Annotated in this window: 12 protein-coding genes; 1 reads left to right on the forward strand and 11 read right to left on the reverse strand. The window is 63.8% G+C overall.

Translation table 11 applies throughout. The features are described from left to right. The first annotated feature begins 27 nt into the window (after positions 1–27). Positions 28–1,077 (forward strand): helix-turn-helix transcriptional regulator, encoded by a 1,050-nt coding sequence (locus NMB43_RS10365; RefSeq protein ID WP_494352084.1) that lies wholly within the window; start codon positions 28–30, stop codon positions 1,075–1,077. On the opposite strand, the gene NMB43_RS10370 is transcribed toward NMB43_RS10365, so the two are convergent. The 11 genes from NMB43_RS10370 to dapD form a co-directional block, all read right to left on the reverse strand. Then, positions 1,049–1,645 (reverse strand): acyloxyacyl hydrolase, encoded by a 597-nt coding sequence (locus tag NMB43_RS10370; protein WP_494352085.1) that lies wholly within the window; start codon positions 1,643–1,645, stop codon positions 1,049–1,051. The two genes, NMB43_RS10365 and NMB43_RS10370, sit on opposite strands and share 29 nt — an antisense overlap. Positions 1,646–1,760: 115 nt before the next feature. Next, positions 1,761–2,474, reverse strand: coding sequence for a queuosine precursor transporter (locus NMB43_RS10375; protein ID WP_494352086.1), 714 nt, complete (start codon positions 2,472–2,474; stop codon positions 1,761–1,763). Between the two features lie 52 nt (positions 2,475–2,526). Further along, positions 2,527–2,991, reverse strand: a complete 465-nt coding sequence (locus NMB43_RS10380) for a CopD family protein (protein WP_494352087.1) — start codon at positions 2,989–2,991, stop codon at positions 2,527–2,529. A 63-nt stretch (positions 2,992–3,054) separates the two neighbouring features. Then, the gene (gene yccS, locus NMB43_RS10385; RefSeq protein ID WP_494352088.1) at positions 3,055–5,235 is read right to left on the reverse strand and encodes a YccS family putative transporter; all 2,181 of its coding nucleotides are present in this window, start codon (positions 5,233–5,235) and stop codon (positions 3,055–3,057) included. Positions 5,236–5,319: 84 nt separating this feature from the next. Beyond that, positions 5,320–6,489: a DNA polymerase IV gene (dinB, locus tag NMB43_RS10390; RefSeq protein WP_494352089.1), complete on the reverse strand. Its 1,170-nt coding sequence runs from the start codon at positions 6,487–6,489 to the stop codon at positions 5,320–5,322. Between the two features lie 45 nt (positions 6,490–6,534). Further along, complete coding sequence (locus NMB43_RS10395) at positions 6,535–7,062, reverse strand: sterol desaturase family protein (RefSeq protein ID WP_494352090.1); 528 nt, start codon at positions 7,060–7,062, stop codon at positions 6,535–6,537. 166 nt (positions 7,063–7,228) lie between these two features. Then, the gene (locus NMB43_RS10400; RefSeq protein ID WP_494352091.1) at positions 7,229–9,781 is read right to left on the reverse strand and encodes a sodium-translocating pyrophosphatase; all 2,553 of its coding nucleotides are present in this window, start codon (positions 9,779–9,781) and stop codon (positions 7,229–7,231) included. Between the two features lie 386 nt (positions 9,782–10,167). Further along, positions 10,168–11,127 carry a 50S ribosomal protein L3 N(5)-glutamine methyltransferase gene (gene prmB, locus NMB43_RS10405; protein ID WP_494352092.1) on the reverse strand — a complete coding sequence of 320 codons (960 nt, stop codon included), beginning with the start codon at positions 11,125–11,127 and terminating at the stop codon, positions 10,168–10,170. Positions 11,128–11,132: 5 nt separating this feature from the next. After that, on the reverse strand, positions 11,133–12,278 hold the full coding sequence (gene dapE, locus NMB43_RS10410) for a succinyl-diaminopimelate desuccinylase (RefSeq protein WP_494352093.1): 1,146 nt from the start codon (positions 12,276–12,278) through the stop codon (positions 11,133–11,135). Positions 12,279–12,306: 28 nt separating this feature from the next. Further along, positions 12,307–13,485, reverse strand: a complete 1,179-nt coding sequence (locus tag NMB43_RS10415; RefSeq protein WP_494352094.1) for a PilT/PilU family type 4a pilus ATPase — start codon at positions 13,483–13,485, stop codon at positions 12,307–12,309. A 64-nt stretch (positions 13,486–13,549) separates the two neighbouring features. Further along, a complete protein-coding gene (gene dapD, locus NMB43_RS10420; protein WP_494352095.1) occupies positions 13,550–14,374 on the reverse strand; it encodes a 2,3,4,5-tetrahydropyridine-2,6-dicarboxylate N-succinyltransferase in 825 nt (274 codons plus the stop codon). Positions 14,375–14,403 lie beyond the last annotated feature (29 nt).

Below are 14,403 nucleotides of genomic sequence, written 5' to 3' on the forward strand. Positions count from 1 at the left end.
GGCACTATGCGCCCACATATGGATGCGATGACGCTCGAACCCTTCCTGACCGGCGCCCATAGCGGCCTGTCGCTGCTCTTCCTGCTGCTTGCGTTGCGCCAGCCACGGTGGGACTTCCGCCTGGTCATTGTGGGCTGCGTGCTGGGCAGTGCCAGCCTCAGCCTGGCCTATCGCCTGCCCGCTGTGGACGACAGCCTGCTGCGGCCGCTGCTGTTCGCCCTGGCTGCGAGCACGGTGTATTGGTTCTGGGCCCTGTGCCGCCTGCTGTTTGAGGAGGGTTTCGCGCTGCGTATGCGCCAAGGCTGTTTGCCCGCAGGCCTGGCCGTCAGCGTATTGTTGCCTGCACTCGTCCCCGAGTTGGCCGCGCTACGGAAACTGCCGCTGGTGGCATCGGCGCTGCTGGGTCTGCATCTGCTGTGGCGGGTGTGGCACGACCGCCAGGCGGACTTGGTGGAGCCGCGGCGCCGCTTCCGCCTGCTGTTCGTCCTGTGCGCCTTGCTCCTGCCTATGGCACTGGTGATGCTGCGCCGGCTGGGCGGCGAGGACGGCCTCGTGCTGCAGGCCGTGGCCTTGCTCGCTGTGAAGCTGCTGCTGGCGGGCTACCTGTTCGATCTGCGCTTGCCGCCGCCCTCTACGCCGGTTGCCTTGGAGACGGCGTCCGTGAGTGCAGCGCCCAAGGGCACGCAGGCAGCCGAGGGCACGGAGGCACAGCGGGACCTGCAGCGCCTGCATAGCCTGATGGCCGAGCAGGGCGCCTATCGGCAGAGCGGCCTCACGATCACCGAGCTGGCCCGGCGCATGAGCCTGCCGGAATACCGTCTGCGCCGCCTCATCAACCAGCAACTGGATTACCGCAACTTCAATGACTACCTGAACGATTGGCGCCTGCGCGAGGCGGCCCACCGACTGCGCGATCCGGCCCAGGCCCATCTGCCCATCCTGAGCATCGCGCTGGACGTGGGCTTCGGCTCTATCGGCCCGTTCAACCGTGCCTTCAAGTCGCGTCTCGGCCAGACCCCGTCGGACTTCCGCCGTGGCGCAGAGCCACTCAGAAGCGATGTAGGTAGCGCAGCGTGATCCCCGCCGCCTCATAGGACGGGTTGTCGCTCCCCTCTCCACCGCCGTTCGATACGTGCATCCAGCGGTAGCCCAGGCTGAGCGAGTCCCGCGCGCCGAGCGCGTAATCCAGGCTCAGCCCGGCCTGCAGCATGCCGTTGTAGCGCTTGCCACCGGCCGGGAAGTCGCGGTCATAGAGATACACACCGCCCAGGAAGTCGGCGCGCCCAGACACACGACCGGCCGAGAACAGGCGGAACGAGGCCTCCACCTCCGGCCCGGCCCCCCAGGCCTGGCTGTCGAGCTGAACCTGCCGCAGCGTGCCTTCCTCCCAACTGCCGGTGAGCTGGGTGATGCTGCCGGTGACGCGTGTGACGCCGAAGCCCAGGCGCATGCTCAGACGCAGAGGGGAATGTTCCTTTTCCCGCAGGAAGACATGCAGGGTGGTTGTGCGGAGTTGCCGATCGTCCTGCGTGGGTAACAGGCTGTCTATGCCGGTATTCAAGCGTGTCTGGGGTGGCTCCCCCATCAGGGCGTAGCCGGCAAAGAGGCTGCCAAGGTAAAGCACGCCCAATCCATCGAAGGCCATCTGGAAAACTCCCGTCGTGTTGAAGACGGGGGCATTGCAGCGCAGCGGCCAGGGAAGGTCTTGCCGAAACCTGCAAATGCATGGCCGATTCCGGAATCGGCCATGTTTTGTCGCTTCAGACGCGCCAGGTGAAGGGGTTGAAGCGGGTATTGCGGTCGTAGAAGTCTTCGCTCTCGACGCGCTTGAGGAAGCCGACGATGCGGTAGGTCAGCGGTGTCATCAGGATTTCCCAGCTCGTCTTGAGGATGTACTGGGCGATGGCGACCTTGACGACCTGCTCGGTGGGCCAGATGGCGTAGAAGGCGATGAAATAGAACAGGCCGGAGTCGACCGCTTCGCCGACGATGGTGGACCCGATGGTGCGCGACCACAGCCACTTGCCACTGGTCACGATCTTCATCTTCGCCAGCACGTAGCTGTTGGCGAAGCTGCCGCACCAGAACGCGATCATCGAACCGGCAACGATGCGCCAGGTGTTGCCGAACACCGCTTCGAGGTTCTTCTGGTAGGCCTGGTTGAAGTCGTCCGGCGCGGCCGGCAGGCTCAGCACGGCCCAGGACATGAAGGCAGCGAAGGCCAGGCCCATGAAACCGGCCCACACCACGCGGCGGTCGCGCCCGTAGCCATACACCTCGGTCAGGATGTCGCCGAAGATGTAGGAGATCGGAAAGAACAGCACGCCGCCGCTAAAGATCACCGTGCCGATGATGGGCAGGTCAAGCTGGGCCGCCTTGGCCGCACCGATCAGGTTGGAACACAACAGCACGCACACGAAGGCGGCCATCACGAAATCGTAGTAGCGGTAGGTCCGCCCGCTGGTCTGGTTCATGTCGGGATGCTCTCTCTGTGGATTGTTATTTGTCGCGTGGCGTGCTCGGGCGCTAGCCCAGCAGCCGCCCCAGCGTGGCCAGGCCGATGGTCAGCAGGCCCAGCACGAGGTTCGCCGCCACCAGGCGGCGGATGAGCCCCAGCGCGGCACCTGCGGCAGCCCAGTCAGTGGCGGACACGGCGTTGCGCAGGCGGGGATAGCAAGCGAAGCGGATGTGACCGAAGAGGCCCATCATCAGCAGGCCGGTCGTGGTCATCGCGTAGATGGCGGGGCTCATCTCGTCCCAGGCACGCATCTGATGCAGGATGCCCAGGCCGCTCAGCAGGATCAGCAGGATCGCCAGCCCCACCCAGTTGAAGAAGCGTCCCAGGGCGAGCGACAGGAAAGGCAGGCGCTGCGGTGGTGCCAGCAGTTCAGCAGCACTCGGCCGTACCACCACATGCATCAGGAACATGCCGCCGACCCATACGGTCACGCCGAGCAGGTGCAGGAACAGCAAGCCGTTGTAGAGCGCCATCACGATGCCTCCATCAGGGAATCTCCCGATGATAGGGGCAAGCCCGCTACGCGCGCCAGCCGCTCAGGCGGTTGGGCGTTCGCCGCGCAGGATTTCGCCGCACATCCCGGCCAGTTCCGGCAGCAGTGCATGGATCAGCGATAACTGGCGGATCAGGCGGCGCTCCGGCGCGCTGGCGTCGGCCGGCACCGCCTGAAGCCGGGCGTCCAGCGCCTCGTCAATGGTAGGCAAACTGGCCACCTGACGCGTCTCCAACTGACTCGCGATGGCTTGCAGATGGGTCTGAACAGCGTGCGAGCTGGCCTGGATCAGATCTGCATGCAGCCACTGCGCGACATGTTCGCGATGCGCGCCAAGCGCCGACACATAACCCAGCAGCGCATGGCTGACGACCAGGAAACGGAAGGCCAGATCGGGCGCCAGGTGATGACGCCCCGGTTCGCCCAGCATGGCCGAGATGGCAGCCGAGAGTTCGGCATCGGCGTTGTGGGCGTCGCGCCGGGCGATGCGGTAAGGCAGATCGTCCCGCTTGCCTTCGCGATATTGGCGGACCACTTCGGTGAGGTAGGCCTCGGTGGTACGCAGGGTGCGCGCCATCACCTGCGGCAGCCGGCGCCCTTGCCAGTCCGGCAGGATGAAGGCCACCGCCAGCCCGGCCAGGGCGGCGCCCAGCACGGTATCCAGCAGGCGTGGCCAGAACAGCGCGTAACCGCTGCCAAGCTGGTGGAAACTGGTCAGCACCATGAGCGTGATGCAGGCCGTGGCAAGCAGGTAACGATCGGCCCGCAGGGCAAAGAAAGCCACGCCGCAGACCACGATCAGCGCCAGTTGGGCGAAGAGTTGGGGAAACGCACCGATGAACAGCCAGGCCGCAAGCAGGCCGATCACCGTGCCGCCCACGCGCTGGCCCATGCGGCGCCAGGTGCCGCTGTAGGTGGGCTGGCAGACGAACACCGTGGTCAGCAGCACCCAGTAGCCCTGCGGCAGGTCCAGCGCATGCAGCAGGCCGTAGCCGGCGGCCAGCGATAGCGCCAGGCGCAACGCGTGGCGGAAGCGGCTGGCGCGCGGCGTCAGCTCCAGACGGATGCGCTGCCAGGCCTGGCGCAGGCCGCGCGGGCTCTGGTCGCGCAGGCTGCTGTCGGGCTCCAGCGGCAGTGCATCCGGGTTGTGCGCATTGGCCAGCAGGCGCTCCAGCGTGGTGATGTTGCGGCACAGATCGGCCAGCGATTCGCTGAGGCGCTGCCACTCGGGTTCCTGTCGCGACTGCACGAAGTCGAGCGCGGCCGCCAGTTCGTCCAAGGCCTGCATGGGCTGGCTGCCGTAGTCGAAGGGCTCATCCGCCAGGATCGCCTCGGCCAGGCGGCTGCAACTGTCGGCTTGCAACATCATCAGACGATGGGCCCGGAACAGGATGTCGCTGCGCGCGAAGGCCGCGACCAGCGCGCGATAGGGGTAGTGAGCCGAGCTGGCGCGTTCGTGCACGTCCTGCGCCAGGAAGTACCAGCGCATATGGCGTGCGCCGCTGGCCGACGGGCGATTGTTCTGGACCCAGCGGATCAGGGTTTCGCGCGCCGCGTTGAGCGCCCCGACCAGGCGCGCGTTCTGCTCGGCCAGTTGCAGGCGCTGCGCGTCCTCGTCGCGCCCGCCCACCGGTTCAAGCAGCGCAGCCTTGAGCGCGAGGTAACGCGATAGTTCGGTGAAAACGCGCGCCAGGCTGCGGCGCGCGGCGCGCGTTGCGAACAATGCCGTGGCGAGCAGCGAGATCAGGCCGTACCAGGCCGCGCCCGCAAGCAACAGAAGCGGCTGCAGCCACATCGTTTGCGGGGTGGTGTGGCTGGCCGCCTGGTCGGCGCCGAGCATGGTGTAGACGGCCAGAATCAGTGAGGCGACCGCGATGGTGGCGTAGCGCTCACCGGCTGCGCCCAGCATCACGAAAGCGAAACTGGACAGGGTGAGACCGGTGACGAACAGCCAGGGATAGGGGAACAGCGCCTGCACCGAGAATGCGGTCACGGCGAAGCACAGCAAGGTCATCAGCAAGGCCTGGAGGCGGCCGAGGACTCGGTCTTCCGTCTCTGCCAGGGCGCACGCGATGACGCCCAGGATCAGGCCGATGAGCCAGTGCTCCTGGCCTTGCCACAGGCTCAGCCAGATCACTCCGGCGAAGGCCAGTGCAACCTTGAGACTGTCGAGCGACTTGTCATGCACCCACAGGCGGCGCAGCCAGGGTCGGAGGGTATTCATGTTGGAAGGGTGAGAAGCCGGCTCATCACAGGCCGATTATCTCCGTGCAGGTCCAGGCCACCAATGGCCTGGCGCAAATGCCGTTCATGCCGGTGGCGTGTCGCCGAACAAGGAGGCTTGCTGCGGCACCGGCGATTCTTCCGCCCAATTGCTGTTCGGCACCAGCCCACTGATCCGCACGCCCAGCAGACGAATGCGCCGGTGCAGTTCGACCCGCTTGAGGCATTCGCCAGCGGCACGGCGGATTTGCGTGGCGCTCCATGTGGCCTGGGGCAAGGTCAGGTCGCGCGTGACGGTGCTGAAATCGTCGTAACGCAGCTTGATACCAATGGTGCGACCGGCATAGCCCTTGCGCTGCAGATCGCCCTCCAGCCACTGGCAAAGCTTGGTGAAGATGGCCGACAGCTCAGCCTTGTCCTGGCGCGGGTGCAGGTCGCGCTCAAAGGTTGTCTCGCGGCTGATCGACTTCGGTTCGGAGTGCGTCACCACGCTGCGCTCGTCGCGGCCATGCGCCACACAATGCAGCCATTCTCCGTAGCTGCGACCAAATTGCTCGACCAGAAACTGCGGCGTCGCTGCCGCCAACTCGCCAATGGTGGTGATGCCCAGGGCATGCAGGCGCTGCTCGGCTTTCGGGCCGATGCCGTTGATCTTGCGCACCGCCAGCGGCCAGATGCGGGTGGGAATGTCGTCCATGCCCAGCAAGGTGATGCCATCGGGCTTGTCCATCTCGGAACATATCTTGGACAGCAGCTTGTTGGGGGTGATGCCGATGGAGCAGGTAAGGCCGGTCGCCTCGCGCACCACGGCCTTGAGGCGTCGCGCCAGGTCCAGGCTGTCGCCAGGCGCCTCGCTGAGATCGATGTAGATTTCGTCGATGCCGCGATCCTCGATCTTCGGTGCAATCTCGCGCACGGCAGCCTTGAACAGGCGCGAGTAGTGCCGATAGGCATCGAAATCGGCAGGCAGCAGGATGGCGTCCGGCGCAAGCTGTGCCGCCTTCATGATGCCCATCGCCGAGAACACGCCCAGCTTGCGCGCCTCGTAGGTCGAGGTCGTCACCACGCCGCGCCCGGCATAGTCGCGCAGGCGCGCATATTCGAGCGTGCCGTCGGGCTGCGGTCGTGGAGTGTGGAGGCGGCGACCACCGATCACGACCGCCTGCCCACGCAGCTCCGGATAGCGCAGGAGTTCTACCGACGCATAAAACGCGTCCATGTCGAGGTGGGCGATGCGGCGGGGCGGGGGCGTCACGGTCGGGCGGCGAAACAGATCCCCGCCATGTTAACGCCCGAAGCGTCAATCCACCGAGCCTTGGGGCGAGCGTGCTGACGGGCTGCTGTCAGAGGGCGCGACGGAGCCCCTGCCGACACGGGTGCCGAACAGCCAGTCCATGTAGATGAAGACGGTACCGAAGTTGCGGTCAGGGTGATCGTGATGCCGCATGTGATGCGCCTTCCAGTGGGCAAAGATAGGCAGGCGGGCCAGCCAGGTCCCGCTGATCTCATGGTACGCGGCGTGCAGATTGCTCCACAGCGCGGCGTACACGGTGCAGGCCAGCATGACGAAACTCACCCAAGGCCAACCCAGCCAGGGGCAGAAGACCAGCAAGGGCGCCCCGGCAAACAGAGTCGTGAAGGCACTGAGGTCGATGTTGATGTCATTACGTCCCTTGGCGTGGTGCTCGATGGCATGTTCCTGCCACCACGAGGCCTTGCCCAGGCCAGGGAAGTGCATGGTCCAGCGATGCGCCGCGTATTCCGCGAAACCCGCGTAGAAGAAGGTAAAGCCGATGGCGATGAACCACTGGGTCAGGCTGCCGTGCATGTTGTCTCTCGGGAATGGCGACGCCGATCAAGCGCAGTCAGATTGGCGCGGATTCTATGCAGGGTCAGCGCGCACCTGGGCCCCGGATGCCCGAAAAGACAGAAGGCCCTCCGTGGAGGGCCTTCCGTTTCATGTCACCCGCGAATGGCGGGCCGTACTGAGTGCTTTACACCGATTGCGAGGCCGGCTCGGTCGCTACGGCTTCCTCCTTGGGAGCAGCCACGTCGATGCGCATGCCATAGAAGCTGCGGAACACGAACACCAGGTTGATGGCCAGGAATACCGCGGCCATGGCCCAGGCTAGGCCCTGCATCCCCTGGGAGGTCATGCCCACCGCCATCTCCACGGCCAGCAGGCCGAACAGCGTGGTGAACTTGATGATCGGGTTCATCGCCACGGAAGACGTGTCCTTGAAGGGATCACCCACCGTGTCGCCCACCACCGCGGCGGCGTGCAGGTCGGTGCCCTTGGCGCGCAGCTCGGTCTCCACGATCTTCTTCGCGTTATCCCAGGCGCCACCGGCGTTGGCCATGAACACCGCCTGGTAGAGGCCGATGATGGCCAGCGAGATCAGGTAGCCGATGAAGAAGAAGGGCTCGATGAAGGCGCAGGCCAGGGTGCCGAAGAACACAGCCAGGAAGATGTTGAACATGCCCTTCTGCGCATACACCGTGCAGATCTCGACCACCTTCTTGCTGTCTTCGGCCGAAGCCTTGGTCACGCCGTCCAGCTTCATGCTGCCCTTGATGAACTCAACCGCGCGGTAGGCGCCGGTCGACACCGCCTGGGTGCTCGCGCCGGAGAACCAGAAGATCGTGGCGCCGCCAGAGATGAGGCCGAGCAGGAAGGGCGGGTAGAGCAGGGAGAGCTTCTCCAGATTGCCGGTCAAACCACCCGTCAGCAGCATGATGATGGAGAACACCATGGTTGCCGCACCCACGACGGCGGTACCGATCAGCACCGGCTTGGCGGTCGCCTTGAAGGTGTTGCCGCAGCCGTCGTTCTCTTCCAGCAGATCCTTGGCAAGGTCGAAGTTCAGGTCGAAACCGAAATCACGCTTCACTTCGGCTTCGATGCCAGGCAACTGCTCGATGGTGGACAACTCATACACGGACTGCGCGTTGTCGGTCACCGGACCGTAGCTATCGACCGCAATCGTCACCGGGCCCATGCCCAGGAAGCCGAAAGCCACCAGGCCGAAGCTGAACACGGCGGCCATGATGGCAGCCTTGGTCGGGTCCGGGTTGATCACCGCGGCCAGGTCGAACTGCGACACGATGTAGGCACCAGACATCAGGCCCACGATCACCACGCCCATCCAGAAGGCAGAGAAATTACCCGCTGTCAGGCCCGCCAGAATGTTGAGGGAAGCGCCGCCCTCACGGGAGGCGGTCACCACTTCACGCACGTGGCCCGAGGCCGTCGAAGTGAAGACCTTGACCACTTCGGGGATGATGGCACCGGCCAGCGTACCGAAGGTGATGATCAGCGACAGTTGCCACCACAGGTTGGCATAGACCTGACCACCAATGGCGATGTCGCCAATCAACAACTTCGACACGATGAAGGTCAGCACCAGCGAGATACCGGAGGTGATCCACACCAGCGAGGTCAGCGGATGCTCGAAGTTGAAGCGCACCTTGTCGCCGAACAGGCTCTTGGCGATGCGCTCGTTGATCAGATAGGACACGCCGGACGCGACGATCATCATCACGCGCATCACGAAGATCCACACCAGCAGTTGCACCTGCACGGCGGCTTCGGGCACGGCCAGCATGATGAAGCTGATCAGCGCCACGCCGGTCACGCCGTAGGTCTCGAAACCGTCGGCCGTCGGGCCCACGGAGTCGCCGGCGTTGTCACCGGTACAGTCGGCGATCACGCCGGGGTTGCGCGCGTCGTCTTCCTTGATCTTGAAGACGATCTTCATCAGGTCGGAACCGATGTCGGCGATCTTGGTGAAGATACCGCCGGCGATACGCAGCGCCGCAGCGCCCAGCGACTCACCGATGGCGAAGCCGATAAAGCACTTGCCGGCCAGCGCGGGCGACACGAACAGCAGGATGGCCAGCATGATCAGCAGTTCGGTCGAGATCAGCAGCATGCCGATCGAGATGCCGGACTTCATCGGGATCGCATACACCGGGAAGCCCTTGCCCTCCAGCGATGCGAAGGCGGTACGGCTATTGGCCAGGGTGTTGATGCGAATGCCGAACCAGGCCACGCCAAAGGAGCCGGCGATACCGACCAGGGAGAAGGCGAGGATAAGGATCACTTCGCTGGCGGGCATGTGCTGCACCCAGCCGAAGTAGGCCACGATGATCACGGCGATGAAGGCTTCCAGCACGAGCAGGAACTTGCCTTGCGTGATCATGTAGGTCTTGCAGGTTTCGTAGATCAGTTCGCTGACCTCGGCCATCGAACGATGGACAGGCATGCGCTTGACCTGACCGTAGATGACGGCACCGAAGACGAGGCCGGCCACACAGATCAGCAGGCCGTAGCAGAGCAGGGTCCAGCCAGACATGCCGCCCAGGAAGCTGGCAATTGCGGTGTCATGCAGGTTTGGAAGAACGAGGTCCGCCTCGCTGACGTGCCCTGCCGCAGCAGAGGCAATAGCCGGAATGACGCCCAGGCCGAACGTGACTGCCAGCGTTGCGAGCCGGCGAATCAGGCCCGGTTGTCGTGTACACGACTGGGCTGAGTATGCGCGTGACATTGAATCTTCCTCCAGATGACGGGACCAAAAATAGTCAGTCGGGAAGTGCTGGAACCCAGGTCGTGTTGTCGTTATGGCCGGGGTTACGTAATCAAAGCAACTTCTCCGCCTTGTGCAATTTTTAGTATCTGGCTGGGAATTGGGGTTGACCTGTCTCAAGCTGCTCTAAGGGCATATTTTTCTGCTGCAACGCCACATATGCCACCCCGAGTTACACGCTGGTGCTGACGACAGCCTATAAGGCTGGAGAATCATGAACATGCCTTGGCGCCAGCGCGGCCCGCGATGTCGCTGCCATGACAGTGGCAAGGCACACACTTTTGCGCCACAGCAAAAAGAAAATGGCCTGCAAGCAGGCCATTTCGATGCACAAGAACAGAAGGGCTTCAGTAACCGGCGCGTGCCAGATTCTCGGCCGAGGTCAGCAACACCTTCTCATCACCGCCCGTGGCGTCCAGCCATACACATTCCAACTGGGGAAATGCGGCTTCGAACTCATTGCGATTGTGGCCGACCTCGATCACCAGAATGCCGCCCGGATTGAGGCGGGAACGCGCGCCGCCGATGATGCGACGCACGATCTCCATGCCGTCCTCGCCGCCGGCAAGCGCCATCTCGGGTTCGGCCAGGAATTCGTCCGGCAACATGGCCATCGAGTCTGCGGTGACATAAGGCGGATTGCTCAGGATCAGGTCATAGCGACGCTCTGGCAGACCGTCGTACACATCCGCTTCGAACAGTTGAAGGCGATCCTCCAGTCCGTATTCGGCGACATTCAGGCGCGCCACTTCGAGTGCCTCCGGCGACAGATCGACGGCGTCGACCTGTGCGTTGGGAAAGCGCAGCGCCATCAGGATAGCCAGACAGCCGCTGCCGGTGCACAGGTCGAGCGCGGAGCCGACCGCCTCATGGTCGCGCAGCCAGGGCGAGAAGCCATCCTCGATCAGTTCGGCGCAGAAGGAGCGCGGCACGATGACGCGCTCATCCACATAGAATCGATAATCGCCCAGCCAGGCCTCATGGGTGATGTACGCGACAGGGACACGCTCGTCGGCACGGCGATGGATCGCCTCGAGCACACCGCCACGCTCGTCCGAAGGAATGCAGGCATCGAGGAAGGGATCCAGGCGGTCCAGCGGCAGCGCCAGCGAATGCAGGACGAGGTAGACCGCTTCGTCGTAGGCATCTTGCAGGCCATGGCCAAAGTACAGGCCGGCGCGGTTGAAGCGGGTCGTTGCGTAGCGGATCAGGTCACGCACGGTGACCAACTCGTCCAGCGGTGAATGGTCGTGCTGGTGGTCATGCGACGGGTCGTCGCAGTCGGGGCAATGCTCGTCGTGGGCCATGGCAATCAGGTCAGCAGGTTGACGAGGGTGTTCTCGTAAGCACGGGAAAGCGGCGCGATGTCGTCCAGCCGCACCCGTTCGTTGATCTTGTGGATGGTCGCGTTGACCGGCCCGAACTCCACCACCTCGGGGCAGATCGTTGCGATGAAGCGACCGTCGGAGGTGCCGCCGGTGGTCGACAGCTCAGGCGTCATGCCCGTGGCATCGGCGATGCCGGCCGACAAAGCCTCGACCAGCCTGCCTCGCGGCGTCAGGAAAGGATTGCCGGACAGGCTCCACACCAAGTCGTAGTCCAGCCCGTGACGATCGAGCACTTCATGCACGCGTGCCTTGAGGCCGGCCTCGGTGCATTCGGTCGAGAAGCGGAAATTGAACAGCAGATCCAGCGCGCCGGGGATCACGTTGTTGGCGCCCGTGCCGGCGTGAATGTTGGAAATCTGGAAGCTGGTCGGCGGGAAGTAGGCGTTGCCCTTGTCCCATTCAATGGCGGCCAGTTCGGCCAGAGCCGGCGCAGCGAGATGAATCGGGTTGCGGCCCAGGTGCGGGTAGGCGATGTGGCATTGCTGACCCTTGATCGTCAGCGTGCCATTGAGCGATCCCCGACGGCCGTTCTTGATCATGTCGCCGGTACGCTCCACCGAAGTGGGCTCGCCGACGATGCAATAGTCGATGGTTTCGTTGCGCGCCTTGAGAGCCTCGACCACCTTCACTGTGCCATCGGTGGCCACGCCTTCCTCGTCCGAGGTCAGGAGGAAGGCGATGGACCCGGCGTGATCCGGATGGGCGGCCACGAAGCGCTCCACGGCCGTGACGAAGGCGGCCAGCGAGGTCTTCATGTCGGCCGCGCCGCGTCCGTACAGGAAACCATCCTTTTCGGTGGGCTCGAAAGGATCACTGTGCCATTGCTCCAGGGGGCCGGTCGGAACGACGTCCGTATGGCCAGCAAGCACGACGACTGGCGAGGTCGTGCCACGGCGGGCCCACAGATTGGACACGCCATTGCTGTCGATCCGCTCGCACTGGAAGCCCAGCGGTGCGAGGCGGGCGGCAATCTGTTCGAGGCAACCGAGGTCGGCAGGGGTGACGGAACGGCGCGAGATCAGCTCGCGCGTCAAGGCCAGCGTGCTGGCGTGGATGTGGTCAAGAAGCATGGGGCAAAGGGGGAGAGAAGAGCGAAGCTCAGTTCGACTCTTCCATGTGCAGCGTGAAGGAACTGAAGGATGCCCCGTTGGACTCCTCGGGGTCGAACTCGGTCAGGGCGGACGGGTCGACGGCGGTGTGTCCGATCGGCGCCGCACTCGGGCTGGAGTTGTTGACCATCCACGAGAAGTTGGTCGGCGAGTCCGAGTTGGTCATGGCTTCGTCGAAACTGATCTCGCCTTCCTTGTAGAGCCGGTAAAGATCCTGCTCGAAGGTCTGCGAGCCGGGCGCCAGGGATTGCTCCATGGCTTCCTTGATCTCGTTGAAGGAACCGTGCTCGATCAGGTCGGCGATATGGCGCGAGTTGATCAGGATTTCGACTGCCGGCAAACGGCTGCCGTCGGGCTTCTTGACCAGGCGTTGCGAGATGATGCTCTTGAGCGCCACGGAAAGATCCAGGTACAGCAGCGAGCGGTTTTCCAGCGGAAAGAAGTTCGAGATGCGGTTCAGCGCGTGATAGGCATTGTTGGCGTGCAGCGTGGCAACGCACAGGTGGCCGGACTGGGCGTAGGCGATGGCGGCCTTCATGGTCTCCAGGTCGCGGATTTCCCCGATCAGGATGCAGTCCGGCGCCTGCCGCATGGCATTACGCAGGGCTTCGTGCCAGCTATGGGTGTCGAAGCCGATCTCGCGCTGGTTGACCACCGAGCGCTTGTGACGAAACAGGTACTCGATCGGATCTTCAACCGTCAGGATGTGGCCGGCCTTGTTGGTGTTGCGATAGTCCAGCATCGACGCGATGGTCGTGGACTTGCCGGAGCCGGTGGCACCGACCACCAGCACCAGGCCGCGCTTCTCCATGATGATGTCGGTCAGCACGGGCGGCAGGTTCAGGCTCTCCAGCGCGGGAATCTCGCCTTGCAGGAAACGCACCACGATACCCACGCTGTTGCGCTGCCAGAAGAAGTTGATGCGGAAGTTGCCGATCTCGCGCCGGCCGAAGGAGAGGTTCAGCTCGCGATCACGCTCGAAACGCGCCACCTGTTCCGGCGTCATCATCTCGTAGGCCATGCGCTGGATCACCGCAGGTTCCATGATCTGCTGGTTGATCGGCAGCACCGTGCCATGGATCTTGATGTGGATGGGCGCGCCGGCCGAAACGAAGATGTCGGACGCCTGGCGCTCGGCCATGAGCTGGAACAGCCTGTCGAAAATCATGCAGCTTCTCCCCCTTGAGGCCGGCGCCACGGGTGGCGGGACCACCCGTGATCACACTTGCCAATCAGTCGCGCAGCAACTCGTTGATCGAGGTCTTGGCGCGGGTCTGCGCATCCACGCGCTTGACGATCACGGCGCAGTACAGCGAGTACTTGCCATCAGCGGAAGGCAGATTGCCCGACACTACCACCGAACCTTCCGGCACGCGACCGTAGAACACTTCGCCCGTTGCGCGATCGTAGATCTTGGTGCTCTTGCCGATGTACACGCCCATCGAGATGACGCAATTGTCTTCCACGATGACGCCTTCCACTACCTCCGAGCGTGCTCCGATGAAGCAGTTGTCGCCGATGATAGTCGGGTTGGCCTGCAGCGGCTCCAGCACGCCGCCGATGCCCACGCCACCGGACAGGTGAACGTTCTTGCCGATCTGCGCGCAGGAACCCACCGTGGCCCAGGTGTCGACCATCGTGCCTTCGCCCACATACGCCCCGATATTGACGTAGGACGGCATCAGCACGACGTTCTTGCCGATGAAACTGCCTTTGCGGGCGACGGCAGACGGCACAACCCGGAAACCGCCTTCGCGGAACTGCGCTTCGCTGTAATCCGCGAACTTGGTCGGCACCTTGTCGAAGTAGCGCACATCGCCACTCTCGATGATCTGGTTGTCATGCGTGCGGAAGTACAACAGCACGGCCTTCTTGAGCCACTGATGCGTGACCCACTCGCCGTCGATGCGCTCGGCCACGCGCAGGCTGCCGGCATCCAGCTCGTTGATGACGCTGTCGATTGCCGCCGCCAGCTTGGCGTCCACGTTGCCGGGGTTGATCTCGGCGCGACGTTCGAAGGCTTCTTCGATCAGGGCTTGCAAGGGATGTTGAGACATCGGTGAGGTCCTTGGTTTGACGATGGGTT

This window comes from Uliginosibacterium sangjuense (genome assembly GCF_059132465.1).